A 25,042-nucleotide genomic window follows, 5' to 3' on the forward strand; every position below is an offset into this window, starting at 1 on the left:
GAAATGTGCACTCGCAACGAATGGCAGCTTCGACGTGCCGCACCGCAGCATCAGGTCACCTTGCTCAATGTCCGCTATGGGCCGTGAGAGACTTGGGCGATCGGTCAGTTCCGACCGCAACATTGCTTGTATTTGCGGCCCGACCCACAGGAGCATGGGTCGTTCCGCCCGGGCCGGGGACCGGCGTTGAACGGCATCTCGGAACGATTTGCGGGCTCCATGCGGGAAAGCTCGGGACGAGACTGATAGAGTATCGTCGCAACGCAGTTCGGGATCAGATTGGGTGCTTCAAGGTCGATTTCGTCGATCTCCTCATCCGTGAACTTGCTGTGGCCAGTGTATATTTCCTGAAGCGCCATCAAGAAGATCATCGTCGTCCGCGTCTCTTCGTCGGCCTGAGCGAGCAGTCGATCCCAAGCATCCGGTCTTAGCCCCATAGCGCGAGTGAAGCCATCGATCCAAGGCTCCCACATCACCTCATCACTGTTGGGGTCAACCTCGTAGATGGGTTCGATCCAAGGTGAGCGGGTCATCGCCTCCGCAACCGAGTTGTAGTGAGCCATGACCGCACCGACCGTGGCTTCGGCGGTTTTCTGATCGGGAAAATTTGCCTCACCTGTCTCTCCCCAGACATGGGACATCCATTCCGAGGGCGGGATCATATCCGGGCAGGCAAGAACACCGACTACATAGCCATCAAGTTCACTGAGCGTCATGGGCATGTTCTCGATGGGCAGCGCATGCAACAGCGCGCTGAGACGCTCGAGTTCCTGATCGGACTGGTCCATAAATACCTCCCGGTGTTGCTCGGAATTTTTTACTCTGCGCGACGCCAACCCGCAATCCGCGCGAAGCCTGCTTCAAGCTCGGACAGGAAGATTGCTGCAGGCACCCCGAATGTCCGCAGTGGTGAAGCCGCGACGTAGCATCAGATCGTCGCGCCAACGTCTGCAAAGGGCCGGACTTACACCGCTGAATGTTGAAGATATTCAAGGCGACGCTCGACTTGTATCAGTCGCCGCGTGATCTCGCGACGCCGTTGATTCTGCCATCACCAATGCCCCTGGCAGGCGCGGCGTGGCCTATCGTGCGTGACCGCTCCCTGCAAACGCCCAAGTGCGCGACAGGATGAACGTACAGGCAGCCGCAAAGGCGGTCGAGATCAGAACGGCAGCTTCGAGACGAAACAACCCGATGCCCTGCAATAGGAACAGGACAATTTCATTTGCTAGAAATCCGATTGCCGCCACCATAGCGAATCGTCCGAAAGTCTGGGTCGCGGACGAACCATGTCCGGCGAAGGTGAACAGATGGTGACCAGAGAAACTGACCATGAAGGCAATCAGGAAAGCAACAGTGTTGCTGATCAGCGGAAGCATGCCAAACCAGACAAGGCCGATCGCGACGCCCAGATGGACAAGGGTCGCCAGGCCCCCGGTCAGGGCGAACCGCGCGACCGCGCCTAGCATTCGGATGACGCGGCAATCGTGACATCCTCGGCGATCAGATAGCCGGGGCGACCTTTCACCTCGCTGAAGACCCGCGCCAGATATTCGCCCAACACACCGATGGACATCAACTGGATGCCACTGAAAAAGAAGATCGCCACTGCCAGCGTGGACCAGCCGGGCACAGCATGGCCGAGCAGCAGCGTGCGGCCGGCTAGAAACAGCCCGTAGAAGATCGACAGCATGGCAAGGATCATTCCGATGCCGGTCCACATGCGCAACGGCCAGTCGGTGAAAGCGGTCAGCCCGGTCATGCCCAGTCTCAGCAGTTCGCGGAAGCGGAACTTGGTGCTACCCCCGCCGCGTGGCTGCAACTCGACCGGGATGGCAAGCGAGCGGAAACCGACCCAGGCATAAAGCCCCTTCATGAAGCGATTGCTTTCGGGCAGGGCGCAAAGCGCATCGACCACCTTTCGATCCATCAGCCGGAAATCCCGCGCTCCGGCAGGCATTGACACCTCGCTGCCGATATTCAGGAAGCGGTAAAAAGCGGCGGTGCAGCGGCGCTTCAACCAGCTTTCGTCATCACGATGGGCGCGGACGGCGTAGACGATCTCATAGCCTTCTCGGTAGCGCTCCAGCATCGTATCGACATAGCGCAAAGGCTCTTGCAGGTCGGCGTCGAGAATTACCACGGCTTTGCCCGTCGCATGACGCAGCCCAGCCATGATCGCCTGTTCCTTGCCGAAATTGCGCGACAGACGCAGCAGGCGAACCGGCAGGTCCCATTGGCCGGATGTGACCAGTTCCAGCGTTTCGTCGCTGCTGCCGTCATCGACGACAACGATCTCGGAATGCAGCACCAGCCTGCGCGCCTTGCGCGACACCCGTGTCAGCGTTTCCGCGATTGTTTCTGCCTCGTTATATGCCGGAATGACAAAGGATAGATCGGGCGCCAATGGCCCTGAATCGAGTGCGCGCGGCCTCATGTTTGCCGTTTCGCGACTGATATCCTGCATGCGGCCCATCATTTCACCTCGTTCGTCGGTCGGGTGACGAACAGGACGTGCCGCCCATATTCTCCCAAGTTTTCAAGACCCAATGTCGCCGCCTCCAACGCCATGGTCGGAGGCACCGAAAAAGCCGCCGATGCACCGCTGCCGGCCAGTCGCGCGAAATCTGCGGGATCAATGGCGCGCGCTTTGCCCCGCGAATAGAATTCGGCCGAGTAGCTGCGCCCGCCGAGGGTATAGAGCGGCGCATCGGGCATCGCTGTGCTGGCGGCCGCAACGAGCCGCTTGTCGGATTTCAATCGGATCTTCTGCGGCGCGAAAACCGCGCCCGAGATCAGCGCCAGGAAAAACGCGAAGATTACCGATGTCGCGATGGCAAATCCTGTTCGAGTTGCACGGCTCGGTTGGGCCTCGAACACCTGCGTGAACAGCACCACCAGCAAGACAGCGGCAGCTGGAAGGCCGGGCAGGACATAGGCGGCGAGAATATTGGATGCGGGCGTGAACAGCAGCAAAGGCGACAATGCCCAGAGCAACAGATAAACCAGCCAGCCCGAGCGATCCTGCCGGAACATTGTGACCGTCTTGTCCAGGCGGGTCAGTAGCAAGGTGGCAACCAAGCTCCATGGCAGGGCTGCCATCAGCCAGAACAGCCAGATCATGCCCTTGGCTTCCCGATGGCCAGACCCGTACAGATCGCCCTGCCAGCCGGGGGTTAGGAAACGCTGAACATGCTCTCCGATGAGGAAGTAGCGCAGGAATCCGGGTGTGGCGATTTCGGCGGCGACATACCAAGGCGCGGCCAGCGCTGTCAGTAATACCATGCCGCGCGCCCATGGCAGCAGGCGCAGCAGGTGCCAGTTCCATGTCAGGGCCAGCCACAGCATCAAGGGAATGCCGCTCAGCACAACCGCCACCGGCCCCTTGGCCAGCATACCAATTGCCAGCCCTAGAAAGACGCCATAACCCCAACGACTGTTGCCACCTCCGACCGCCTGCCAGAACCCGACCATGACGAGCGTCGTGCAAAGAACCATCGGCATGTCGGTCATCACGAAACCCGAAGCGCCAAAGAACATCGCCATCGTCGCCAGCACCGCCATGGCAACCAACGCCGTATTGCGCCCGACGGTATCACGCACCCACAGCCAGACGAGAAACAGAACCGCCAGCGCGGTCAGCAGGATCGGCAACCGAGCGGCCACTTCGTTCACGCCGAACAACTGCATCCCCCCTGCCGACAGCCAGGTATGCAGCGGCGGCTTGCCCCAGAACGGCACGCCATAGTCGAATTGCGGTGTCAGCCAGTTCCCGGTTTCAACCATCTTGCGGGCGATTTCGCCGTAACGGGCCTCGGTCGTGTCGGTGAAAGGTACGGCAAACATTGCCCAGAGCCGCAGGAGCCCGAATCCCGTCAGAACTGCCACCAGAAACCGGCGGGTCGGGCCATCCAACTGCATATCACGCAGCGTCGGTCGCACATTTGGGCGGGTTCGGGCCACTGCCGCGTGGAGAGGCACATGGGCCTCATCTATTATTGTCATTTTGTCCTGCTCGATAGGCTGACGGTTCGTGTCAGCCGCCATCTATCAAGAACGATCTGTCAGGGGTGTTGCCGGAACTATACCAATCCGTAATGTCCCGACGTCTTGACCCAAACGCACAGCGGGCTATCCCTGCGGGCAGACAAGATATGGAAAGCAGCAGCCATGCGCGTCCTTGTGGTCGAGGACCATGCCGAAACGGCCGACTACATCGCCTCCAGCCTCCGGGCGCAGGGGCATCTGGTCGATCATTGCGACAATGGCCGCGAAGGTTTCCTGTCGGCGCTGGACAACAGTTATGACGTGATGATCTTTGACCGCATGTTGCCAGGTCTGGATGGGCTGACCCTGATCAAATCCGTGCGCGGCGCAGGAGTCGAGACGCCGATCCTGATCCTTTCGGCGATGGACGGGATCGACGACCGGGTCGAGGGGCTTGAGGCGGGATCGGACGACTATCTCGTCAAGCCATTCTCGTTTCAGGAACTATCAGCGCGGCTGGCGGCGCTGACTCGCAGGCCGCCACTGAAAGCCGAGGAAACCGTCTTACAGGTGGCCGACCTGGAAATGAACCTGATCCGCCGTACGGTCACGCGGGCGGGCATTTCTCTGGACCTGCAACCACGCGAGTTCCGCCTGCTGGAATATCTGATGCGCAATGCCGGCCGGGTACTGACCCGCACGATGCTGCTGGAATCGGTCTGGGATTTCCATTTCGATCCCAAGACCAACGTCGTCGAGACCCATATCAGTCGATTGCGTAACAAAGTGGACAGGCCCTTCGAGATCGAGTTGATCCATACCGTCCGCGGTGCCGGGTATAGCCTGCATGGCTAGGGCCGGCGGCATGTCTCGCTTCCTGCGCTCGACCTCGGCGCGGTTGTCTCTGCGTTTTGCCGCACTTTACGCCATCATCACTGCCCTCGTCTTTGGTCTGACCTACCACTTCGCGGATCGCGAAATCAGCGAATGGGTACTAGACCAACTTGCGGACGATTCAGCCGGTTTTGCCAATCTTTACGAAAGCGAAGGTCTGGACGCGGTTCAGGCAAAGCTTGGCGGATTTGCCGGGTTCAATTTCGAGGATTATCGGATCTATCTGCTTCAGGACGCGGATGGCAACGTTCTGACCGGAAATGTCGATGCCATCGACTGGCAGGGCAGCAGCGGCTACGTCCCGGTCAATGCAATCCAAGCCGAAAAGCCCCGTTATGACGATGTGACAGGCTACCTGCTTCATTCGGCACAGCTCGGCCCGAACCGGCTGACATTGGGCACAAGCACCTATTTTCTTGAAGAGCTGCGCGAGGTTTTAGGTCGCGGATTCCTTGCAGGTTTTATCCTCTTGCTGCTTACCGGTTTACTGGCCGGGGTCATTGTCGGCCGCAGAACCGAACGGCGGCTGACCCGGATCTCCACGACGCTGAAATCAGTGGCATTGGGGCAATTGGATCGACGCGTCCCCGTCACTGGCAGCGATGGCGATGACCTTGCCCGTATGGCAGATGAAATCAACCGCACCATCGCACAGCTTCAGCAGATGGTCGAAAGCCAGAAACAGATTTCGGCCGATATCGCCCATGACCTTCGCACGCCCATGCAACGCCTGCGACAACGGCTGGATGTGCTTCTGAATGCGCCCGACCTGACTTCCGAGATCAGGGAAGATGCGGAACAAGCCGTGGAGATCGCCGACGATCTGATCGAGACATTCCACGCCCTGCTGCGGATCGGGCAGATCGAATCCGGTCAGCGGTCAGGTCGGTTTACCGCAGCCCCGCTTGCCCCGATCCTCGCCCGGATCGAAGACGCCTACGGCCCCGTCGCCGAAGAAAACGGTCAAACGCTGAGGTTTGACATCGAAGATCAGGACGCGATGGTTCAGGGCGATCAGCAACTCCTGACCCAGATGATCGCAAATCTCGTTGAAAACGCCCTGCGTCACTGTTCATCAGGTACGCGGATCGAGGTAACGCTGTCGAGGGTGGATGACAGCGCCCTGCTTCAGGTTTCCGACAATGGTCCGGGCATCCCCACAGCAGAACGCGACAAGGTTTTCCGCCGTTTCTATCGCCTCGAGAAGAGTCGCACGACCCCGGGCAATGGCTTGGGACTCAGCATGGTCAGGGCGATTGCCGAATTGCATGGCGCGGTGTTGACACTGAACGATAATCATCCGGGCCTGCGCGTTCTGGTCTCGTTTCCGCCTATTGCTCGCGAAGATTGCGAACCCCGCTGATTTCTATCGTTTTTGGGTTCGCTGTTATGCTACGGCTGCGAATGGCAGGATGCATCCGAACAATGCCGCACTTGATGCGTTGCACCGCCGACCTCCGCACCTCCCCCGACCTTCTTCAGCCCTCGCAACCGCTGTGCTGATTCCGCACCCGCGACGAGCGGTATCAAGGTCACAGATCAATGACTTCCACCGGCCAAGAATTGCTGCGACGAACATGTATGGCTGGTTTGGTGACGCCACATAGTGGCGCCGAGACTATATCGAATGGCAGTAAAGGGCCGGGTTATGCGTAAGCGCTACCGCTTCGCATGGGTCATGTATTCCTCCTAAAAGGGCCAAGGCATGGAGCTGATCCACGTTGCCACAGATTGCGCGACGCTGGTCAGGGCGCCAATGACAGTTTGGGGATCGGCAAGGCCATATCCAATCAGGACCGCGCCTCCAGCGTCAATTCCGGCGTTGATACGATCACGGGCCCACCCGCAGACGGCCCGCAGCACCCGAACGAAAACGTTCTGTCCACGCTCGACGACCTCAAGCTCCGGCTCGGGTTTGGTGGCTTCGGCACGTAGCTCTTCGATGGCCGCCTGGACCTCTCGCCACTCCCCACGACTTACCGCCTCCTCGATGGCAAACTCGGGCGGAGGCTGGTTATGGCCAATTCCCGGCAGCATATCAGGCGGCCCGTGTTCTTCGACCAACGGCCGGATTAGCTGTTCTAAGACTTCAATTCGCAGGAGGACGGCGGCCCGTGCTTCAGGTTCCGGCACATTGGGAGTCGGGGCGATATCGAGATCGTCTTCAGCCCAGTCGGCACCCGGAATAGGACTCCAGTCATATATCCCGGACTCGTCTGTGATTTTTGTGGCTGCCTGCTCGATTAGGCCGTCGCGATACACAGAGCCAAAGTTATCGCCGAGTGCCTCTTCTGGCGTCTCCGGCCCTCCATATATCCACTGATAGCCGCCTTCCGCTGACTCGTAGGGCACCCGGTTCGCCGGATCCTCATAGTTCTGGTGGAACCATGCGATCATTTCCTCGATTGCAGCTTCGTCGGCTTCTCTAGCATCGCTGTCTTCCGGATCGTGCTCCAAGGTGATCTGGAAGTCCGACACCAGTTCATGGCCATCGACGTCTGTATCGGTGCCATTGAAAGCGCCCTCGGGGTATTCCCACAGTTGCCAAGTCAAGGTGCCCAAATCGGGGAGTTCGATGGATGCCTCCCAGGTAGTGCGGGTGCCCATCGGCTCCTCATCGGCTCCGACACTATCCCAAAGGTCTGAAATTTCATCGGCTTCGATTTCGAACACCTGACCGGTGTCCTTATGTCGAATGATGGCAGTCCCGCTTGTCTTAATATGCATTGCCGTTCACCGCGCCGAGGAAATATCAACCGTCATAGACCCACTGCTATCACCCGCCCACGCACAATAATCAAACACGAAATCAAAGCGCTGCTCGAGTTGATCGGGCTGCCGATCTACGTCTCTCGCTCAGAGAGCTTCGGAACGGGGAGGACCGCTTTCCAATGCCTGCCGCAGGTGCGTTGCCGCACCGCCGTCAGGCCGCTCACCGCCCCTGGCGGCGGTCCCGACTGAGATCTCGCTGCAGTCCGTCCGAACGGCCGCTCTGACAAGGTTGCTGCGTCTGCCACGCTGCACTGACGTCAGGCGGCTCTCCGCCCTGATCGACAAGGCCACAGCCCCGCAAATCCGCGAAGTCTGGACCCCGACCGCCGCCAATTTCTTCGGCCGCGTCGGCGGGCCTTACCTGAACGAACTTTGGCGCGACCTGCTGGACCTGCCGGAAGATCATCCGACCGCAACTACCTTCGCCAAGCTGAAAAAGGCCGAGAAGGCCGCGAAGCTGGAAGCCCTGTTCGGTGACGATGCCACCCGCAAGGCCCATGGCGTCACCGAGGCGCAGGCCGCGCGGATCGACGCTTGGCTGCCTGAAGGTATGGAGTGACCGAGGCGCGGGGCGCGATTGCGCCCCGCCCATCGAGGGAGACAGACATGCGCTTTATCAGGTATCCCCGCCACCCATTCACCGATACCAGCCGCAAGCGCGCTGCGCTGCGCCGCAAGCAGCGCCTCGAACGCGAGGCCCTGCCCCTTTTCGCCGAACAGATCGCGGCAGCGCAGCCCGGCGAGGATGAGGTCATGCAGGCCCGCGCCGAGCAATGGGCGGAATCGCAGGCCCGAACCCGGTCCTGGCGCGCGGCCCGCTGGCGCGAGGCCCGGCGCAGGCTTGCCGCCCTGACCGACAATGAGCGCGCGGTCCTGCTGGCCGCATGGAACCGCGCGCCCTACCCCGCCGACCCCACATATCTGCTGGATTTCCTGCACGGCTATTCGGTCGGGCGCTTCACGCTGGACACAATCCCCTTCGACCAGGTGCCGCGCAACAAGCACGGGCACCGGCAGATCGCAGACCAGCACAAGGACATTGACCATGGCTGACTTCACCGCCTTCCGACACCCGGTCCTCGCTGTTGCCTGCCCGGCCTGTGGCGCGGCCGCAGGCTCCTGGTGCCGCCGGCCGAGCGGCCATCGCGCAGCCGATCTGCACCGCGCGCGCGGCATCGAGGCCGACCGGGTTTTCATCGACCAGCACGGCCCGGATGCCTCGATCATCCGCATGGCGACCGGCTGGCAGGTCGATCCCCGAGGGCGAGCCAGAGATTGAACATGCCCATGCAGCCCTGGAGACGCCTCGATTGGACCCTGCCCGATTGGATTGAACATGCGTGGAAGCTCGAACGCACGTTGCGATGCAGTCGGCAGCACTACGGCGCCTGCAATCGACATGTGCTGCGGTTTCCCGGCCAGCTGGTCGCGGTCGAGCTGGACAAGGCCGTCCTGCTGTCCCTGCGCCAGCTCATCCTTGATGGACACCCCAACCGTTTCGGCAGGCCGGGGAGGGGTTTTCGCGCCGAGGACTGGACGACCCGCGCCTTGATGGACGTGAATAATCAGCTTGCCCGGCTCGATCGCATCGAGCGCCGAAACACCCCCTGAAATATCCTTGTGGTGAGGATGACTGGCCGCTCCCTCGGGGGCGGCTCTTTTTTTTGCCCTGTTCCTGGTGTTCGCCGGCGCCGTCGCCCTGGCAGGCCAGAACGCCGGCGCCGACGCGGCGCTAAGGCCGCGCCGGGCCCGCTGCGCGGCCAGAAGCAGGGCATTGCCGTGTTGCATTTGGTTCTAAATATGGTATCATATTTTAGCATGAATAGAGGGTGATATGACGGATTCTGAAAAAGGTGCACTAGCGAAGCTCGCGCTGTTTGCTCTTGGAGCATTCGCCATCCTTCGCCTGACGTATACTGACGGCTGGAGGTTTGACTCGATCCTGGGGTGCGCGGCGAATGCGGCGCTGATCGTGGGCGTCCTCGCCCAGATCGCACTGGAAATGCTGGTGCGCTTCGCTCCGGGTAGTTGGCTGCCGGACGATGTGCTCGCCGAATTGCCGATATGGCAAACAGGGGTGGTCTTGCTGTCCATGATCGCTGCCTCGGTCAGCCTGCTCATCGCTCAATGAATGACCTTGTGGAGATCGAACATGCAACGTGTTGAAGCCCAGATTGCGGTCAGTGTCTCTGATCTGAAGAAAAGCCCGACCGCCATCATGGATCAGGCGCAAGGCGAGGCCGTCGCCGTGCTGAACCACAATCGCGTCATGGCTTATATGGTCCCGGCCGATGTTTACGAGGCGATGATGGAGCGGCTGGACGACCTGGCGCTTGTCGATGTTATTAAGGCCCGGGCGGATGAAACGCCGATCAGCGTGGGCCTCGATGACCTTTGAGCTTAAGTTCCTGCCATCCGCACTGAAGGAGTGGAAAAAGCTCGGTGCCACGCTTCGGGAGCAGTTTCGGAAGAAGCTGGCCGAACGTCTGGAGCAGCCCCGTGTTCCTGCTGATGCGCTGCATGGTCTGGAAGATCATTACAAGATCAAGCTCCGCAGCGCCGGCTACCGACTCGTCTATCGCGTGGAGAATGCAGAAATTACCGTCACTGTGGTCGCAGTTGGTCGTCGAGAACGAAGCGAGGTGTATAAAGCAGCAAGCGCACGGCGCGATGATCGACCCAAAAGCTGACGTCCATTCAGGACCTTGAGAAGCGGCAGATAGTTTCGGGAGGATCCGCGCAGGACCATCAGACCAGGCGCAGCGTGGCCGCCCCCTCGGGGCGGCTTTTTTCTTTGCCCTGTTCCTAGTGTTCGCCGGCGCCGTCGCCCTGGCAAGCCAGAACGCCGGGGACGGCGCGGCGCTAAGGCCGCGCCGGGCCCGCTGCGCGGCAGAACCGTCGCGCCATCGGTCGCGTCCGGCTGTTAACCCGGCCAGCGCCAGGCGCAGGCCGGGGCCGGACCTATCCACCACCACACGGATCTTGTCATTCTACCACCCTGGTCAAGGACGGCGGCCGCGCGAGCGCGGCCTTGCAAGCGGCCCGTGCCGGGCCGTCCCTGACTCAGCGTGTCCGCATGCCTGCGACCGTGCGGGGCGGCTAGAGCCTCGCAATCTTCGGTCTCATCGCTTACATTTCACAAGGAGCATCCAATGAGCGACGCCGACATGACCACCGCTGAACAGTCCCTTGCCGACGACAAGATGCGGGCCGAGATCGCCAAGCTGATCGCGGAAACCTCGAAGATCAATGCCGAAGCCCGCTGGTATCCGCTGGCCGTCGCGACCGGCCTCGTGGGCGCCATTGCCGGCCTGACGGCCTTCATCATCAAGCTTTTCGGTCTCTGACCTATGCGGCCCCTTCGGGGGCCGCTTTTACTTCAGCCGGGCGTAGCCTGGTCATTATCTTCCCCGCCAGCAATGCGGAATCGGCCGCGGACGAGGCGGCGCGGAACGGCCGCGGATCATCGTGCAGATCGGCCCAGGCATGGCCCGTCCAGAACGTCGCAACGTAGAACTTCATGATTCCTCTCCTGACGGCAGCATCCTTATACCTGCGCTGGCAATGAGAAGCGCCCGCACCTCGTCGCGGTCCTGCTCGCTCATATCAGATACCTCAGGAAGCTTGGCTCGGGCGAACGTGACCTTCACGCCGAACGTGACCTCAACTTGGTCCTCTGCCGTATCATCCTTATTTTTGGCGATTGTATATTTGACAAACCCAACTCGTGACCCTATATTGAGGTCATAGAGTTGAGGAAGCCGCCATGTCCGTTCTGTCCAAGCCTTACATGCACGACGAAGCCGCAGCCTTTGCGCATGTCGAAAGCATCATCTGGCCAGATGGTCCGGTCTGCCCGCACTGCGGAAACTGCGGCAAGGTCTATGCGCTGGTCGGCGTTCGCTCCAAGCCGTCCAAGAAGAACCCGGAAGGCGTTGAGCGTTACGGCCTCAAGAAATGCGCAGAGTGCCGCAAGCAGTTCACCGTGCGCATTGGCACGATCTTTGAGGAAAGCCACATTCCGCTGCACAAGTGGCTGCAAGCTATTCACCTGATGGTGTCCAGCAAGAAGGGCATCAGCAGCCATCAACTCCACCGCGTTCTGGAAATCACCCACAAGAGCGCATGGTTCATGTCTCACCGCATCCGCGAAGCCATGCGCAGCGATGGTGCAGTGAATTTCGGTAACGGTGGCGGCGTGGTCGAAGTTGATGAAACCTTCATCGGCACCAAGCAGAAGAAAGCCAAAGGCGCGCGCGGCTATGCCCACAAGAACGCCATGCTGTCCCTTGTGGATCGCACCACTGGCCGCGCCAAGTCCATCGTCGTGGATGATGTGACCAAGGCAACGCTTCTGCCGATCCTGCGCGAGAACATCGCCAAGGAAGCCACGGTCTACACCGACGAAGCGAAGCAATACACCGGCATCGACAAGGATTTTGCCGAGCACGATTTCACCACCCACAGCAAGGGCGAGTATGGTCGTGGTGTGGTCCACACCAACACGATTGAGGGCTATTTCAGCATCTTCAAGCGTGGCATGAAGGGCGTCTATCAGCACTGTGGCAAGAAGCACCTGCACCGCTACGCGGCGGAGTTCGAGTTTCGCTACAACAACCGCGCAGGCAATGGCATCAACGATGCCGAACGGGCGCAGATCGCTCTTAACGGAATCTTGGGGAAGCGAGTGCTTTACCGGGACTCGTTGGAAGCGTAGAATCCGCGCCACAGGCGCAGAAAGCACATATGATGGCAACAGCTGACCAGATACCTACTGATCTGACAATTGACTTGGGGGATGATCTATCCCCCGAAGAGTTCATTGCTGCTGTCCGGAATTTCGTCGGGTTCGTTAACGAGATCACCGAATCTCAGGCTGGCGATGGATCCGATATTCATTGGACTGTCCGTGTGAGGGAGGGGAGCGCATTGGTTGGCGTGCAGCCCCAGGCTGACGCACCAACATCTCGCCTCGCGATGATCTATCGGAAGGCGGAATATGCACCCCGGGCTATCGCGCGCGGCGATATTTCTTCCGCCGGCCTGACGGAGAAGGGGATAGTCCACCTTAAGAACCTATCTGAACTCGCCAGCAAAAATGGTAATAGTAAAGGCGTAAGCATTTGGGTCGAGCGCAAGCAGATTCCCATCGGGGCTTCTTTAGCACAGGCAATTCGTGAAGATACGAATGCCGACTACCGGGACTTTGGAAGTCTGGAGGGCCGACTTGAGGCGATTCAGGACGCAGCAGGTTCCTTGCAAATACGGGTTAAGGATTTTCTTTATCCACGCGCGATCAAATGTTCTGTTCCTGAAAAGCTGATCGAGCATGTGTTCGCTAGTTTTCGGCGCCGAGTCGAGATTGAAGGAATAGTTCACTATCGCGGTGACGGCTCCCCAATAAGCATAGATGCCCATCATATTGAAGTGCTACCGGAGGATGATGAACTTCCTACAGCTGCAGACGTTCGTGGAATCATGGCAATCTAATGGCGGTTGAAAAGATATACTGGGATAGCGACTGCTTTCTTGGACACTTTCAGGCGGAGTCAGGAAAGGCTGACAAGTGTGACGGTGTGATTGAACGCGCCGAGCGTGGTGATGTGCTAATCGTAACGTCTGCGCTCACACTGGCAGAGGTATTGTGGTTAAGAGACGGCCCTAGAATTGCGGCCGACAAGGCCGCATTGGTTCAGAAGTTTTTCCGCCGCTCGTATATTCGTGTTTACAACGTCACACGAAAAATATCCGAGTCTGCGCAGGTGCTTGTATGGGACAATGACATCAGGCCAAAGGATGCGATCCACGTCGCCACTGCGATCAACCTTAAGGCAGACGCTTTGGAAACGTTCGACGGAAAGCTGATTGGGAAAAGCGGGTCTGTCGGGGCGCCACTGCTTCTAATTCGTGAACCTCAGCCAGCCAGTCAGGGGAGGTTGCACCTTGCCAAATGAGAAATCCCAACTCGACAAGTTCAAGGAAGCCGCCCGACAGCTAGAGACGGACGACGACGATGAACGGTTTGAGGAACGGCTCAAACGGATCGTGAAGCAAAAGCCGGACGACAAGAAATCGTCCGACTGATCCGGCCTGTCACGCAGGTTGATGATGGCCTGTGCGACATGGGTTTGTCAAATATACAATCGCCTTATTTTTCCATGGTGGAACTTCAAGCCAAATCCGTTTCAGAAAAATCGCCGCCCTTGTAGAGCAAGGGCACATGGTAAGCTTTCGCGCAGGCGTAGGAGAGCGCGTCCCCGAAATTAAGCTGCGCCGCGTGTCCGACGACCTTGCCGTAAACCGACAGCGCCCGGATCGCTTCCTTCCCCATCCCCGTGGTGATGTGCATCTCTTGCGCTTCGGCCGCCTCGAAAAACCCGTCCACCAGCTCGGCCGCCGCGGCAAAGTCCTCGGCTGCCGCCGGGCCCTTGCCGCGGGCCTGCACCTTGGCCCTGACCAGGGCGAGCGTCGCTTCCATCCGCACGACAGGCGAGAACCGCAGCGTGCCACGCGCGGCCTCCATCGCCTTCAGCAGCCCAGGCGCTTCCGGTTCGTTCAGCAGCACCGCGACCACCGCGCTTGCGTCCAGGAACATCAGTTCTCGCCCCATTGCTCGTCAAAGAACGGCTTCAGGTCTTCGCCCGTGCTGACGAAACCAGCCGCCGCGGCCTTAGCCTGCACCTTCCCCACGCGGGTGGAAAGGCTCTCGCGCGCCGACAGGGCATTGATCTGTGCCATCAGGGCCTGCCGGACCGCTTCGCTCTTGTTCGTCTGCCCCGTCATGGCGCAATATCTAACGAGCAGAGCGTCGATCTCATCCCCTTTGATGTGTATTGCCATCAGTGTATCCCCTATAGTATACACCGTATGTATAGAAAGGGATACACTAGCGCAAGCCGCTTCCGCCGATTAGGAACATCATTGTCAATTGGAATGCACATGGTAATGAAGTCAACTATTTCAATCTATAGCACTTTTGCGAATCTCACGCTGCTGCTGGCAACCGTTCTGCTCATGTGGATGTATTTGCCTATGCAAGCGGAGTTCCTTTACGCTCATTGGCTTGCCTTCTCCAGTCTTGATCCCGTTGCTCATTGGTTTCGAACAGGAGTAATGAGATCATTCTGCTATTTCCTGCTCGGTTGGGTCTACCTGTTCGGCTGTGCCATGGTCTCAATCGCAATTGGGAGTCTGAAAAAGCACTTCCTGAAATCAAGGAGAGCCCATCGGTCGCCTGACAGGGCTTAGGATCTGCCCTCGTTCGTTGGCATTCTGGTCGATTGAGGTATATACCTTTGTAAGGAGGATGATATGGGTCTGATCTTCCGTCTCGGCATCGCCAGCGTCGCCGCCTATGCCTTCATGCCCGTCCTGCGGGACATCGCAGCGGTTGACTGGCCTGCGAGGTTCCAACTAAGGCGCCACTGAAGAGTGAGCGTCAAGTAAACACATTTCAAAAAGGTTCGACATGATCAAGTTCACACAAGGTAATTACCCTATTTACATCGCGCGGCAACATATCATCGCGGTCCAACCTGATCAGAATGGGGCGACAAAAATTGTGACCACGGGCCGGGAAACTTCCAATGGTGCGAACTATGCAGCCTTCATCGTCAAAGAGAGCATTGAGGAAGCTGTCGCGGCGATTAACGCTACTTCCAACTAAGGCGCGAGGATATGGCGCAGGAGCGACGATGATGTTCGTTGGTATCTGCCTGATCTACGAGGCTATGCAGCACAGAAAGAAATAATGGGCGTCTGCCCGCAAGCGGGCACCGCGTTCTAGTCCGGCCTGGCGGCCGGACGCGAGCAGGCGGCGAGCGAGACCCCAGGTATCGAGCGACCCGCCTGCGGGAAGCTGGGCAGAAGGTTCGTCGGAGATCCCGGCTGGCGCCGGCATCCGGTTGATCCAGGAGCCGCCCGGGGGGATCGACGCGGGCCAGGCCCGCGCTCACCCCCCGGCCGACGCCATTTCCTTTTCCTTTTGTCCGCCAACAGACCGGCTCTGCAAAGTCAATAGACGCCATCGCCGTGACGGGCTCGGACCCTCCGTAATTTTCTCCTGCGTCGAAAATGACGGTTTCCAAGCCCGTCACGGCGACAAGCCCCCCTCGGGGGGTGGCTATGACTTTGCCGATCCGGCCCGTGGGCCGGGCTTCGCCCTCACCCACTCTGTTCCGCCGGAAACATGCGTTTCCGGCAGATCAGACCGGCCGAGGCGCAGCCCATCGCGGACAGGGGCACCAAGACCCCGCCGCCATCGCAAAAGGAAAGGATGCCGCTATGGCTGTTTATGAGATTTCCATGACGACCGAGGACGGACCCGTCACCTTCCGGCCAGATGATCTGGACGAATGGCTCGATGAGATGGGCCTTGAAATCCAAGGCTACAACGAAAACCCCCGCCAGCGCGAGGAACTGCAAGGCCAGCCCAAGATCGCCGGCCTCTATGGCCCGTTCTGGGGCGCCTACACCCATGATGGCGAGCCCGTCATCCGCTACGAAGATCCGCAACGCTGCCGCGACTTGAGCCAGTGAGGGAGGGCAGAGCATGACCTTGCGCAATTATCCCGACCTGACCCGCGGCGAAGGCCGCTGGCTCAACCTCTGGGCCGCATTCGACCTGACCGCCGAATATCTCGGCACCTTCACCCTCGACCAACTCCACGAGATGGCGAGCAGAGAAGGCAAATGGATCAGCGCCGTCCAGTATCGCCGCGCCGGCCAGCGCATCGACGAAACCGCCCTTGCGACCCGTTTCAACGGGCTTTGCAAGGGAGACAGCCCTTTCGACTTCACGGGCTTCCGCATCTCGCCGGTCCGCAACGAGTCCAATGATCCCGAATGCACCTGTTTCGAGGTTTGCGAGCCGGGCGAACAAGCGTTCTGGTCCGTCTATGGTTTTCATGCCGAGGCGCGGGAATGGCTTCTGGTCCACGATTGCGAGGCGGGAGAGGAAGGCGAAATTCTGGCCCGTCTGGTCGAGCTTACCGGCCATCTGGTCGAATATCGGGACGCCGGAAAAGCCTATGCCAACACTCGGCTGGCCGATCTGCCCGAGATCATCGGCCAGCGCATACTTGACGAAGTGCCCGATCAGGACGACCCGGCCGCCCGGGCGGACGATGCAGACGCCCACCCCCTGACCGATCTGCGTGAGCGCATTCTGGAAGCCATCCAGCGCCGTGCCTGATCGACATGGCCGCGCCCTGAGGCGCGGCCCCCTGCCCCGAGGATTTCCCATGTTCCACGACACCCCGATGAAGCCGGGCGCTTTGGTTGCACCCTTGAACCTTGCCGCCATCTGCACCGCCCGCGACGCAGCCCTTGCCCGGATAGAGGAAGGCGCGGCCGCGTTGCGCGCCGCCTTCGATCTGACGCAGGAAGCCGCCCAAACCGCCAAGGGCGCGCATGGAGGCTGGCACTCGCCCCGCACCGACCGGGGCGAGGAATCGGCACGGGACCGGCTATTCCCCGCCCGGTTCGATCCTGCCGAAAGCATCGAGGCGTTTCGGCGCGACCTCGATGCCGCGATCTGGACCCGGCTTCTCGAAGAATCCGGCCTGCGCAAGATCATGGATGCCAAGGAACGCGATGATCTGGACGCGGCCATGCAGGGCGACGTGCCGCCGGCCACGATGGACAACATCACCGCCACCATCGAGCGGCTGATGGGCGATGCCGGCATGATCTGGCGGCGCGGGGTCGCCCGGACCTTCAGCCAACTGGACCGGCGGTTCCGCAGCCATGACGGATTCAAAATCGGATCGCGCATCATCCTGACGCGGGTGTTCAACGAATGGGGCGGCTTTACCTACGGTGAAATCCGCCAGGTTCTCTATGACATCGAGCGCGCCTTCTCGATCCTGGACGGCCAATCCGACCGTGCCGGCGAACTGGAGCGCGCGATCAGCATAGCCCGCCGCAACACCATCGGCCCGCGCCAGGACGAGATCGAGACCACCTATTTCAAGGTGCGCTGCTTCAAGAACGGCAATGCCCATCTATGGATGGTCAATGACGAGCTGGTGCGGAAGGTCAACAAGACGCTGGCCGAATACTATGGCGAGGTTCTGGCCGATGCAGCCCCGAGGCAAGACCGCCCCGAGGATTACCGCCCCACGTCAACCGCCGTCGCCCGCGTCCTGGCCTTCTATCCGACCCCGGCCGAGGCCGTCGCCGTCTTGCTGGACGGGCTCGATCTGCGGGAAGGCCAGCGCGTGCTTGAACCCGAGGCCGGTATCGGCAACATCGTGCGCGAGCTGCTGAAGCGCCCCGTCAGCGTCGATGCCGTCGAAATCCATCCCGGCCGGGCCGATGTGCTGCGCGGCATTGCCTCGGACCGGCTCCAGGTCAGCTGCGCCAATTTCCTTCAGACGAAGCCGCAGCCCGTCTATGACGCCGTGCTGATGAACCCGCCCTTCGCCGGCACCCACTGGATGAACCACGTTCGCCATGCCTTCGACTTCCTGAAACCGGGCGGCGAGCTGCGCGCCATCCTGCCCGCCTCGGCCGAGGTCAACGAAACGCCGGCGCACCAGAAATTCCGGGCATGGGCCGAAACCTTCAGCCCAGGATGGCGCGGCATGTGGCGGGATCTTCCCGCCGAGTCCTTTGCCGAGGTGGGCGTGCGGATCAACACGGTTGTCTTGACGCTGCGCAAGCCGAACCGATAGCGTGAGCTACCTAACGCTTCTTCCTCTTTTGCGATGAGGAACACTTGCCCCCGCTTCGGCGGGGGCCTTTCTTTTCCCTGCCCTGCAACCGCGGCGACCTGGCCGGATGCAGAGCGGCGCGAGCAGGCGGCGAGCGAGACCCCAGGTATCGAGCGACCCGCCTGCGGGAAGCTGGGCAGAAGGTTCGTCGGAGATCCCGGCTGGCGCCGGCATCCGGTTGATCCAGGAGCCGCCCGGGGGGATCGACGCGGGCCAGGCCCGCGCTCACCCCCCGGCCGACGCCTTTTCCTTTTCCTTTTGTCCGCCCAGCACCCGCCTGCCGGCCGGTCAATGGGCAAGCGCCGCGCGTGCCGCGCGTCGTCGTCCAGCCGGGCCGTGTCCTCGGCGCTGCGCGCCTGCGGGCCGCACCACCCCGGCCTCCCGACCCTTGACAGTCCGCCAGTCGGCCGCGGGCAGGGCTGCGCCCTCCCCGCTTCGCTCCGGAAAAAGCACGGGGCTTTTTCCAGATCAAACCGGAGAGGCCACGCCCATCGCGGACAGGGGCACCAAGACCCTGCCGCCATCGCAAAAGGAATGAACCATGGCCGTGAAATTCGACCTCTACCAGCATGTCACCGATCAGATCATTGCCAGCATCGAGGCGGGCACCCCCGCGTGGCGCAAGCCTTGGACGGGCGAGGCTGCCACCATGCAGATGCCGCGCCGCGCCAACGACGAAACCTATCGCGGCATCAATGTCCTGATGCTGTGGCTGGTCGCGATGGAAAAGGGCTATCGGGCGGCGCACTGGTTCACCTACCGTCAGGCGCAGGAGCATGGCGGGCAGGTCCGCAAGGGCGAAAAGGGCGCTATGGTTGTGAAATACGGCACATTTGACCGCGAAGATGCCGAGACCGGCGAGGATAGAAAAATCCCCTACCTGAAAGGCTACACGGTTTTCAACGCCGAGCAGATCGACGGCCTTCCCGAGAAATTCCATGCCGCCGCGGCCGAGCCGGCCCGTGATCTTGGCACCGAGGCCGATCACCGCCTTGACGCCTTCTTTGCCGCCACCGGCGCCGACATTCGCACCAGCGACGATCCGCGCGCCTACTATCACCCGGCGCAGGACTTCATCCACATGCCGCCGATCGCCACCTTCCACGACGCCGGCCGCTACTACGCCACACTTGCCCATGAGGCTTGCCACTGGACCGGCCACAAGTCCCGGCTGGATCGGTTTTCCCGTTTCACCGACCGCAAAGCCTATGCGTTCGAGGAGCTGGTTGCGGAAATCGGGAACTGCATGACCTGCGCCAGCCTGGGCCTGACCCCTGATTTCGGACAATCGGGCGCCTATGTCGAAGGCTGGTTGCGCGCGCTGGCTGATGACAAGCGGCTGATCTTCAAGGCGGCGGCCGAAGCGCAGAAGGCGGCCGAGCTGCTGTTGAAGGCCGCAGGCACCACCAACGAGGAAAGGGCGGCCGCATGAGCGGCCCCCAACAAGACAGAAGGTCCGATAGCATAATTGACCCTGTTGATGAGCTGCGTTCCATCTGGACCGAAAAGGGCGTTCCCGCAGATCGACAAGACGAGATCGTGGCCGAGATCGAAAGGCTGGCGCTACCCGGGGCGAAGATTGGCCCCTTCACCATGCCAAATAAATAGCTTGTATGTTGTTGAAGGCTTCTGCCCTTTCGGCCCCTCAAACGGCCTGGCCCGGCGGATCGACCGCCGGGCCAGGCCATTGCGGCAAGGAAAATTGTTCATTGAAATAAAGCGTTATTCCGGAAGGCCGCAGATTGCCGGCAATCTGAGGATTGCCGAAGACTTTTCCTAGCCTGCGGCCGGCCGGCTACCGCCGGCTGAATTGAGGCGCGGCATGCCGCGCCGCGTGATGGTTTGCGTTCGCCACGCAGGCCCTGGGCGGGACCAGGGCGGAAATGTCAAAGCCGGGCACGAGCACTGAATTGTCCACAGCACTCCCTCACGTTCCTTCGCTCCATGATGGCACGTCTCGTTCGGTCGGCTGCAAGCCCAAGCCGCTTTCGCGCCTCGGGTGGACAATTCAATCGGGAGCGTTCCTCTGGATGCGCAAGTTCAGTAGCCTTTCTGTGTCAGGTAACGGTCCAGGCTTTCGATGAACTTTACACGCGTCCATCGCGACATAGGCGCTTCCAGCCCGGTCATGTCCTCGGGGTCGATCTCGGCCGCCAGCTTGGCATAAGCCTCTGCGCTGACCATCATCGTCGTATCGAAATTGTAGCTGGCATCCGAAATGCGCTCATGCGGTATTTCGGTATAGCGGATGCCTCGCTCGATCTGCTCGATCAGCACAGGGCGAAGCTCCTGAAAGCCCTTGCGGATAACCGCGCCCACCGGGCAGCGGGCCTTTGTCGCCCAGACCTCTGCACGCGAAACAAGATCGGTGGGCATGCGGAAGGTGACCCGGATCTTCTTCCTCTCAGCATCTTTCCCCCCTGCCCTCTTTTTTTGCGATGCTATTGCGGCACCCGGTATTGGTGCTTCAGCTTCGCGCTGCGCCTCGCTCGTCGCCTCGGCGACAGGCTTTGTCTGTTCCATTGGTGTCACAGCTGGCTCGATCTTTGCAGGCTTTTCAGTTGGTGCGGGAGTCGGGACCAGGCGTTCAGGCTTCTTCGCGACGGTCGAGGCCGGGTTCGGATCGGCCGCGCCTGGCTTCTGGCTCGTAACCGGTGCTGCTGGCTTTGACGTGTCGTGCGGTTCCGCCGTGATTTCGAGGCGACGCGCAAAATTCGGGTCACGTTTTGCGATGATCCCGCGATCCTTCAACCTCGCCATTATTCGTTCTCCTTGATGATGCGGTCAAATTCATCGAGCAGATCGCCCATCTCCTTGATACCGTCCTGTAGTGATTTTGCGAGCGACCTGTTTGGATGCTTGTCGCGCACGACACCGAGCAAGCCGCTATCGTTCATGCGTTCATAACAAGCCCGCACCAGCACGAAATCATCAAGCATCGGTAGGCTATCGAACATGATTCCCAACTGCTGGCTGGCGGATTCGGTTATCTTCTGTGGAACATGGCTGCCGATGACGCGGAAAGGTGGGACGTTTTCCGGGCGGGTGACGCGATCCTTGAGCCTGACATGCCACATACCTGTCTCCGTGGTGTCGCGCACGTCCTGGGACGATGGGCGACATGGGGCGACGATAAGGTGCGACTCCATGGCCATTTCGTCCTGCGCTTCGGAGCCGCCGCCGAACGTGTCGATCAGGATCAGGTGATCCTCTTCAGGCTTCTCATAGATCGCATTGATTGCAGAAATGACCTCTTCGGCCGAGAGTGTTGCGATGACCTCTGCTCTATCATGCCAGTAACCCTGTGCACTTGCATCGTTCTTCCAATGGTAGATGCCGGCGTTGTCGTCAGTGTCAAAGATTGTGACGCGCTGGCCGCGGTCAATGGCAACGGACGCTAGGCCGCGCACGAGGGTCGATTTGCCGCAACCGCCCTTCTTGTTCATGACGGAGATGATCCGTCTGCCCACCTTTTTCGCCATCAGCTGTCCCTCTACATTCGATCTTAGGCACCGACAACCGGGAACCCGCAACCATAATCCCGCGACCATAGCGCAACATGCGCAAACCTGCAACTGCAATGCTGCAACCAAAATACAACAAACGGCAACCGAAAGGCGCAAACCGAATACCGCCAACGGTAATAGTGCAACCGACAACTATAAAACGTAAAACGACAAACGGAATACGATGAACAGCGACCGATGACCAGCAACCGGGAAACAGAGGCGCACAACCGACAACCGTTAAGCGTCATACAGCATCTGCAACCCAGCTTGAGACAACCAACAAAGCGCAACCGGCAAACGTGGTGCAAAATACTGCATCCAGCATGCAATAAGAAACATACCACAACCGACATACGGCAACTCAGAAACCAACGAATAGCGCCAGGAGGCGCACAGAGGGGCCGCAGAGCGGCTTCTTTGTTCGCCGACCTTTTGTTCCTTCGGAGAGGCAAGAGGCGCGTCCTACGGTCGCTTGAGGCGGTGCCGCGATGCGGCAAGCTGTCGCCTGGGCAGAAACCGGTCTCTTTGTGCCGTACCAGACAACTTTTCTCACGCCTGACAAGGGGCTGCCTGCGGCAGCGCATTTGTCGTTGTTTCTAGGGCGTGAGAGAGTTATCTTGGCACAAAGAGGAAATGGCAGGAAATGCGGGATGTATACAAGCTTTTCTGCCCAGGTGACGGAGTGGTTTCGATTGGCTCGAAAGACCTTGACCAAGGCCCAGAAGGAGGAAGCTCTTCGCCAGCTTAAGGCGGGGGGCGCAGTATCTACTGTCGCCGATGCCGTGGGTGCACCAGCTGCCACTATCTCGAAGGAAAGGGCCCTGCGCGTCAGGCAGTCAGAGGCCACGACGACTTATGGAAGCGTCGTCACTGTCCGGCTTTCGCCTGAAGAAGTCCGTCAGCTCGACGGGCTGAAGGCCGTCCTCGGAACGGATTCCCGGTCCGATGTTCTGCGTAGCTTGCTGCGATCAGGTGTCGGCATGATCGAATTTCCGCCGGACCAGGCCGCGAAGATCGAGGAAATCAGGCACGAGCTTCACAAGATCGGCGTCAACATCAACCAGATCGCCTTCGCCGCGAACGCGAAAAAGATCAAGCTCGCGAAGGGGCACATGGGTGCGCTCGACGAGTTGCGCGCAGCCTTGCCCCAGGTCCGCACCTACCTTCAGGCTGTCGTAAGCGAGCAACGCCGGCGTGGCATCAGACTGTTCCGGGCCTTCGTGGAGACGAACCAGTGACCGGGATCGCCAGTATCCTCGTCGGCGAACTCGATCTGTCGGGCCGGAACTGGGGCAGGTCGTATACCGAGCTCGAATTTTATCGAGCCGAGCGGGACCGCATGGTCGCGGCGAAGCGTGAGAAGTTTCGCCTCCAAGCCAGTGCGCAAAACCTCTGGAGAGTCGCGCAGGGGTCGAACTCTGCGGTGCTTAAGAAGATCCACAATGGTGGCACCCATACAGCCAAGCAATTGTCCAACCAGCTTGATTACCTGTTCGGTAAGGCGTCAACGATCTTCGGCAACATGGTCGATCATGACCCGGACGCACGCACTCTGTCACCGGATGAGCGAAAGGCAATCGTTGAGCAGTGGTCGGATGAATGGACCGGCGATCCGAAGAATGGCCATACCACTCATCTTCTCATCAGTTTCCCGGCCGATGTTGGAGCCAGGCGTATCCCGCCGATCGTAGAGCAATGGGCCGCTGAGCTGTTCCAGCAGGGCAGTCGCGTCGAAGGAGAAGAATGGGCTTATGTCGCTGCCCTTCATACCGACAGGGCCAACAAGCACGTCCATATCGTCATCAACAACCGTGGCCTGGAAAGAGACACCTGGTTCTACATGGCAAAGGGCCATGCCTTTGATCTTGATGACATGAAGACGCGATTGGTCGAGATTGCAGCCGATCACGGCATGTTCCTGGACAAGAGCAGTCGTGTCGACCGCGGTATCATGACTTATGGGCCATCGCGCGCGGAGATCGAGCGTGCCGGCCGCGAGGGCCGCGCGCCTGTTGAGCGGCCCAGGCAGGGCAGGGCGCTTGCCGATGCCATGGAACAGGTCGAAGAGAACGCACGGATGCTGCGCAGCATGGCATCCTTCGCGTGGATCATCAGCGACGAGGACCTGGCGCTGAAAATCGAAACGGCCGCCGAGACCCTTGAGAATGGCGGTATCATCCACCCCCGAAATCAGGAGATCATCATGGATGCCGAGACCATCAAGACACGTGGAGACCTAGCCTCATCCTTTGGCAAATGGCTGGACGACACCGAGAAGGACATCAGCAGGTTGCCACATGCCGAGCAGCGCGAGATGCGCAGCGAATTTTATCAGATCGCCGCTGAAATCGTGCGCGACCTCGGGGATGACCGCGGTGCGCAGCTGATGCACCACGAGGCCCGCACCGCGCTGTATCAGACCCAGATCACGTCCGACACCGTGTCCGGGATCGGCCAGGAGAAGCAGGTCGGGGAAGACGGCGCTCGCGAGATGAAGTCCAGGATCGAGCATTTGGCCGAGGATGCGGGACTGGATCGGGCAAAGATCAGCGAACGCATGAGCCTTGGCGCGGCGAACGCCTGGCAGGAGCGGGAGTGGATCAAGGAGGATCTTCTTGCCGTCGCCGACGCCAAGAAGATCGACCTGTCCAGCGAAGAGGGCAGGGGACGCGCAGCTGACATTGTGGACGGGTTCTACAACGCCGCCGCGAAAGTCCTATCCCAGGCCATTCAGGTTGATCTGACGCCTGAGAACGATCGCCTGACGCGGACCCTTGGCCACATGGCCGACAGTCTGGGCAAGCACGGCAAGGTCGAGTTCCAGAATGACGATGACGCGCGACGTTTCGGCCAGGACTTCCGCGAGCGGTATGGTCAGGACAGCATGAACCGGATCGCCGAAGGCGATACAGGTGCTTTGGCAGTCGATTTCCCTGACGAGAACCGCCGCCGCGACGTCGCCAAGGCCGTGGTCGCCGCCGCCCGCGTTCATCAGCCGGTCGGACTGACGCTTGAGCAGGTTAAGCAAGCCAACGAGCGGTTCGCAGAGCAGGAAAGTGCAGAGCTGGATCATACCCGCAACAAGGATCTCGGACACGAGCTCTGAGAGCCATTCTATATAGTGTGATGCAAAGAGGCCCGCGCAGCGCGCGGGCCTTGTTTTCA

Annotated in this window: 30 protein-coding genes; 20 read left to right on the plus strand and 10 right to left on the minus strand. The window is 60.2% G+C overall.

The features are described 5' to 3' along the window. Positions 1 to 104: 104 nt before the first annotated feature. From ACNKFW_RS22495 to ACNKFW_RS22510, 4 genes are all read right to left on the minus strand, one after another. Positions 105 to 788 (minus strand): UPF0149 family protein, encoded by a 684-nt coding sequence (locus tag ACNKFW_RS22495; protein WP_073061664.1) that lies wholly within the window; start codon positions 786 to 788, stop codon positions 105 to 107. 294 nt (positions 789 to 1,082) lie between these two features. Further along, positions 1,083 to 1,469 carry a GtrA family protein gene (locus ACNKFW_RS22500; RefSeq protein WP_119746558.1) on the minus strand — a complete coding sequence of 129 codons (387 nt, stop codon included), beginning with the start codon at positions 1,467 to 1,469 and terminating at the stop codon, positions 1,083 to 1,085. Next, on the minus strand, positions 1,463 to 2,479 hold the full coding sequence (locus tag ACNKFW_RS22505) for a glycosyltransferase family 2 protein (protein ID WP_418025976.1): 1,017 nt from the start codon (positions 2,477 to 2,479) through the stop codon (positions 1,463 to 1,465). The genes ACNKFW_RS22500 and ACNKFW_RS22505 overlap by 7 nt, the downstream gene beginning before the upstream one ends. After that, positions 2,476 to 3,921, minus strand: coding sequence for an ArnT family glycosyltransferase (locus ACNKFW_RS22510; RefSeq protein ID WP_123130476.1), 1,446 nt, complete (start codon positions 3,919 to 3,921; stop codon positions 2,476 to 2,478). Before ACNKFW_RS22510 ends, ACNKFW_RS22505 begins: the two co-directional genes overlap by 4 nt. Positions 3,922 to 4,170: 249 nt before the next feature. Between ACNKFW_RS22510 and ACNKFW_RS22515 the strand changes: the two genes are divergently transcribed. Together ACNKFW_RS22515 and ACNKFW_RS22520 are read left to right on the plus strand one after the other, a co-directional pair. Then, a complete protein-coding gene (locus ACNKFW_RS22515; RefSeq protein ID WP_119746555.1) occupies positions 4,171 to 4,842 on the plus strand; it encodes a response regulator transcription factor in 672 nt (223 codons plus the stop codon). Positions 4,843 to 4,852: 10 nt separating this feature from the next. After that, positions 4,853 to 6,244: a HAMP domain-containing sensor histidine kinase gene (locus tag ACNKFW_RS22520; protein ID WP_123130468.1), complete on the plus strand. Its 1,392-nt coding sequence runs from the start codon at positions 4,853 to 4,855 to the stop codon at positions 6,242 to 6,244. Positions 6,245 to 6,570: 326 nt separating this feature from the next. Here the strand turns inward: ACNKFW_RS22520 and ACNKFW_RS22525 are convergent, their stop codons facing one another. Then, complete coding sequence (locus tag ACNKFW_RS22525) at positions 6,571 to 7,554, minus strand: hypothetical protein (protein ID WP_148044834.1); 984 nt, start codon at positions 7,552 to 7,554, stop codon at positions 6,571 to 6,573. Between the two features lie 328 nt (positions 7,555 to 7,882). On the opposite strand from ACNKFW_RS22525, the gene ACNKFW_RS22530 reads away from it, so the two are divergent. From ACNKFW_RS22530 to ACNKFW_RS22565, 8 genes are all read left to right on the plus strand, one after another. After that, positions 7,883 to 8,212 (plus strand): hypothetical protein, encoded by a 330-nt coding sequence (locus tag ACNKFW_RS22530; protein WP_123130470.1) that lies wholly within the window; start codon positions 7,883 to 7,885, stop codon positions 8,210 to 8,212. A gap of 47 nt (positions 8,213 to 8,259) precedes the next feature. Beyond that, positions 8,260 to 8,706 (plus strand): hypothetical protein, encoded by a 447-nt coding sequence (locus tag ACNKFW_RS22535; protein ID WP_116171362.1) that lies wholly within the window; start codon positions 8,260 to 8,262, stop codon positions 8,704 to 8,706. Next, positions 8,699 to 8,932, plus strand: coding sequence for a hypothetical protein (locus ACNKFW_RS22540; RefSeq protein ID WP_116171361.1), 234 nt, complete (start codon positions 8,699 to 8,701; stop codon positions 8,930 to 8,932). The genes ACNKFW_RS22535 and ACNKFW_RS22540 overlap by 8 nt, the downstream gene beginning before the upstream one ends. Before the next feature lie 2 nt (positions 8,933 to 8,934). Next, positions 8,935 to 9,264, plus strand: a complete 330-nt coding sequence (locus tag ACNKFW_RS22545; RefSeq protein WP_116171360.1) for a hypothetical protein — start codon at positions 8,935 to 8,937, stop codon at positions 9,262 to 9,264. 223 nt (positions 9,265 to 9,487) lie between these two features. Beyond that, complete coding sequence (locus ACNKFW_RS22550) at positions 9,488 to 9,784, plus strand: hypothetical protein (protein WP_418025884.1); 297 nt, start codon at positions 9,488 to 9,490, stop codon at positions 9,782 to 9,784. 21 nt (positions 9,785 to 9,805) lie between these two features. Next, positions 9,806 to 10,051, plus strand: a complete 246-nt coding sequence (locus ACNKFW_RS22555) for a type II toxin-antitoxin system Phd/YefM family antitoxin (protein ID WP_104491151.1) — start codon at positions 9,806 to 9,808, stop codon at positions 10,049 to 10,051. Further along, positions 10,041 to 10,343: a type II toxin-antitoxin system RelE family toxin gene (locus ACNKFW_RS22560; RefSeq protein WP_116171358.1), complete on the plus strand. Its 303-nt coding sequence runs from the start codon at positions 10,041 to 10,043 to the stop codon at positions 10,341 to 10,343. Before ACNKFW_RS22555 ends, ACNKFW_RS22560 begins: the two co-directional genes overlap by 11 nt. Before the next feature lie 462 nt (positions 10,344 to 10,805). Next, positions 10,806 to 11,000: a hypothetical protein gene (locus ACNKFW_RS22565; protein ID WP_010400642.1), complete on the plus strand. Its 195-nt coding sequence runs from the start codon at positions 10,806 to 10,808 to the stop codon at positions 10,998 to 11,000. Position 11,001: 1 nt separating this feature from the next. Here the strand turns inward: ACNKFW_RS22565 and ACNKFW_RS22570 are convergent, their stop codons facing one another. After that, positions 11,002 to 11,175 carry a hypothetical protein gene (locus tag ACNKFW_RS22570; RefSeq protein WP_166436162.1) on the minus strand — a complete coding sequence of 58 codons (174 nt, stop codon included), beginning with the start codon at positions 11,173 to 11,175 and terminating at the stop codon, positions 11,002 to 11,004. Between the two features lie 244 nt (positions 11,176 to 11,419). Here ACNKFW_RS22570 and ACNKFW_RS22575 point away from each other — a divergent pair, with 244 nt between their 5' ends. The 3 genes from ACNKFW_RS22575 to ACNKFW_RS22585 are packed head-to-tail and all read left to right on the plus strand — an operon-like array spanning position 11,420 to position 13,607. Next, a complete protein-coding gene (locus ACNKFW_RS22575; RefSeq protein WP_418025887.1) occupies positions 11,420 to 12,370 on the plus strand; it encodes an IS1595 family transposase in 951 nt (316 codons plus the stop codon). A gap of 29 nt (positions 12,371 to 12,399) precedes the next feature. Then, complete coding sequence (locus tag ACNKFW_RS22580) at positions 12,400 to 13,143, plus strand: hypothetical protein (RefSeq protein WP_418025888.1); 744 nt, start codon at positions 12,400 to 12,402, stop codon at positions 13,141 to 13,143. After that, a complete protein-coding gene (locus ACNKFW_RS22585; RefSeq protein ID WP_418025890.1) occupies positions 13,143 to 13,607 on the plus strand; it encodes a type II toxin-antitoxin system VapC family toxin in 465 nt (154 codons plus the stop codon). The genes ACNKFW_RS22580 and ACNKFW_RS22585 overlap by 1 nt, the downstream gene beginning before the upstream one ends. Before the next feature lie 215 nt (positions 13,608 to 13,822). Here the strand turns inward: ACNKFW_RS22585 and ACNKFW_RS22590 are convergent, their stop codons facing one another. Together ACNKFW_RS22590 and ACNKFW_RS22595 are read right to left on the minus strand one after the other, a co-directional pair. Then, positions 13,823 to 14,248, minus strand: coding sequence for a type II toxin-antitoxin system VapC family toxin (locus tag ACNKFW_RS22590; protein WP_181180908.1), 426 nt, complete (start codon positions 14,246 to 14,248; stop codon positions 13,823 to 13,825). After that, positions 14,248 to 14,493: a type II toxin-antitoxin system VapB family antitoxin gene (locus tag ACNKFW_RS22595; RefSeq protein ID WP_140848566.1), complete on the minus strand. Its 246-nt coding sequence runs from the start codon at positions 14,491 to 14,493 to the stop codon at positions 14,248 to 14,250. The genes ACNKFW_RS22590 and ACNKFW_RS22595 overlap by 1 nt, the downstream gene beginning before the upstream one ends. A 628-nt stretch (positions 14,494 to 15,121) precedes the next feature. Between ACNKFW_RS22595 and ACNKFW_RS22600 the strand changes: the two genes are divergently transcribed. From ACNKFW_RS22600 to ACNKFW_RS22620, 5 genes are all read left to right on the plus strand, one after another. After that, positions 15,122 to 15,319: a hypothetical protein gene (locus ACNKFW_RS22600; RefSeq protein WP_140848564.1), complete on the plus strand. Its 198-nt coding sequence runs from the start codon at positions 15,122 to 15,124 to the stop codon at positions 15,317 to 15,319. 617 nt (positions 15,320 to 15,936) lie between these two features. Further along, the gene (locus tag ACNKFW_RS22605; protein WP_123130496.1) at positions 15,937 to 16,191 is read left to right on the plus strand and encodes a hypothetical protein; all 255 of its coding nucleotides are present in this window, start codon (positions 15,937 to 15,939) and stop codon (positions 16,189 to 16,191) included. Between the two features lie 13 nt (positions 16,192 to 16,204). Then, positions 16,205 to 16,846, plus strand: a complete 642-nt coding sequence (locus tag ACNKFW_RS22610) for a hypothetical protein (protein ID WP_140848562.1) — start codon at positions 16,205 to 16,207, stop codon at positions 16,844 to 16,846. A gap of 49 nt (positions 16,847 to 16,895) precedes the next feature. Beyond that, a complete protein-coding gene (locus tag ACNKFW_RS22615) occupies positions 16,896 to 18,329 on the plus strand; it encodes a DUF4942 domain-containing protein (RefSeq protein ID WP_123130494.1) in 1,434 nt (477 codons plus the stop codon). Positions 18,330 to 18,909: 580 nt separating this feature from the next. After that, on the plus strand, positions 18,910 to 19,800 hold the full coding sequence (locus ACNKFW_RS22620) for an ArdC family protein (protein WP_418025893.1): 891 nt from the start codon (positions 18,910 to 18,912) through the stop codon (positions 19,798 to 19,800). A 608-nt stretch (positions 19,801 to 20,408) separates the two neighbouring features. Here the strand turns inward: ACNKFW_RS22620 and ACNKFW_RS22625 are convergent. Continuing rightward, positions 20,409 to 21,128 (minus strand): hypothetical protein, encoded by a 720-nt coding sequence (locus tag ACNKFW_RS22625; protein ID WP_418025894.1) that lies wholly within the window; start codon positions 21,126 to 21,128, stop codon positions 20,409 to 20,411. Then, on the minus strand, positions 21,128 to 21,850 hold the full coding sequence (locus ACNKFW_RS22630) for an AAA family ATPase (RefSeq protein ID WP_147429460.1): 723 nt from the start codon (positions 21,848 to 21,850) through the stop codon (positions 21,128 to 21,130). The genes ACNKFW_RS22625 and ACNKFW_RS22630 overlap by 1 nt, the downstream gene beginning before the upstream one ends. 677 nt (positions 21,851 to 22,527) lie before the next feature. On the opposite strand from ACNKFW_RS22630, the gene mobC reads away from it, so the two are divergent. Continuing rightward, positions 22,528 to 23,115 carry a plasmid mobilization relaxosome protein MobC gene (gene mobC / locus ACNKFW_RS22635; protein ID WP_166436158.1) on the plus strand — a complete coding sequence of 196 codons (588 nt, stop codon included), beginning with the start codon at positions 22,528 to 22,530 and terminating at the stop codon, positions 23,113 to 23,115. Next, a complete protein-coding gene (locus ACNKFW_RS22640; protein ID WP_116171347.1) occupies positions 23,112 to 24,983 on the plus strand; it encodes a relaxase/mobilization nuclease domain-containing protein in 1,872 nt (623 codons plus the stop codon). The genes mobC and ACNKFW_RS22640 overlap by 4 nt, the downstream gene beginning before the upstream one ends. The last annotated feature ends 59 nt before the right edge of the window (positions 24,984 to 25,042 follow it).

It is taken from the genome of Paracoccus sp. TD-10 (assembly GCF_048270675.1).
Classification (GTDB): domain Bacteria; phylum Pseudomonadota; class Alphaproteobacteria; order Rhodobacterales; family Rhodobacteraceae; genus Paracoccus; species Paracoccus pantotrophus.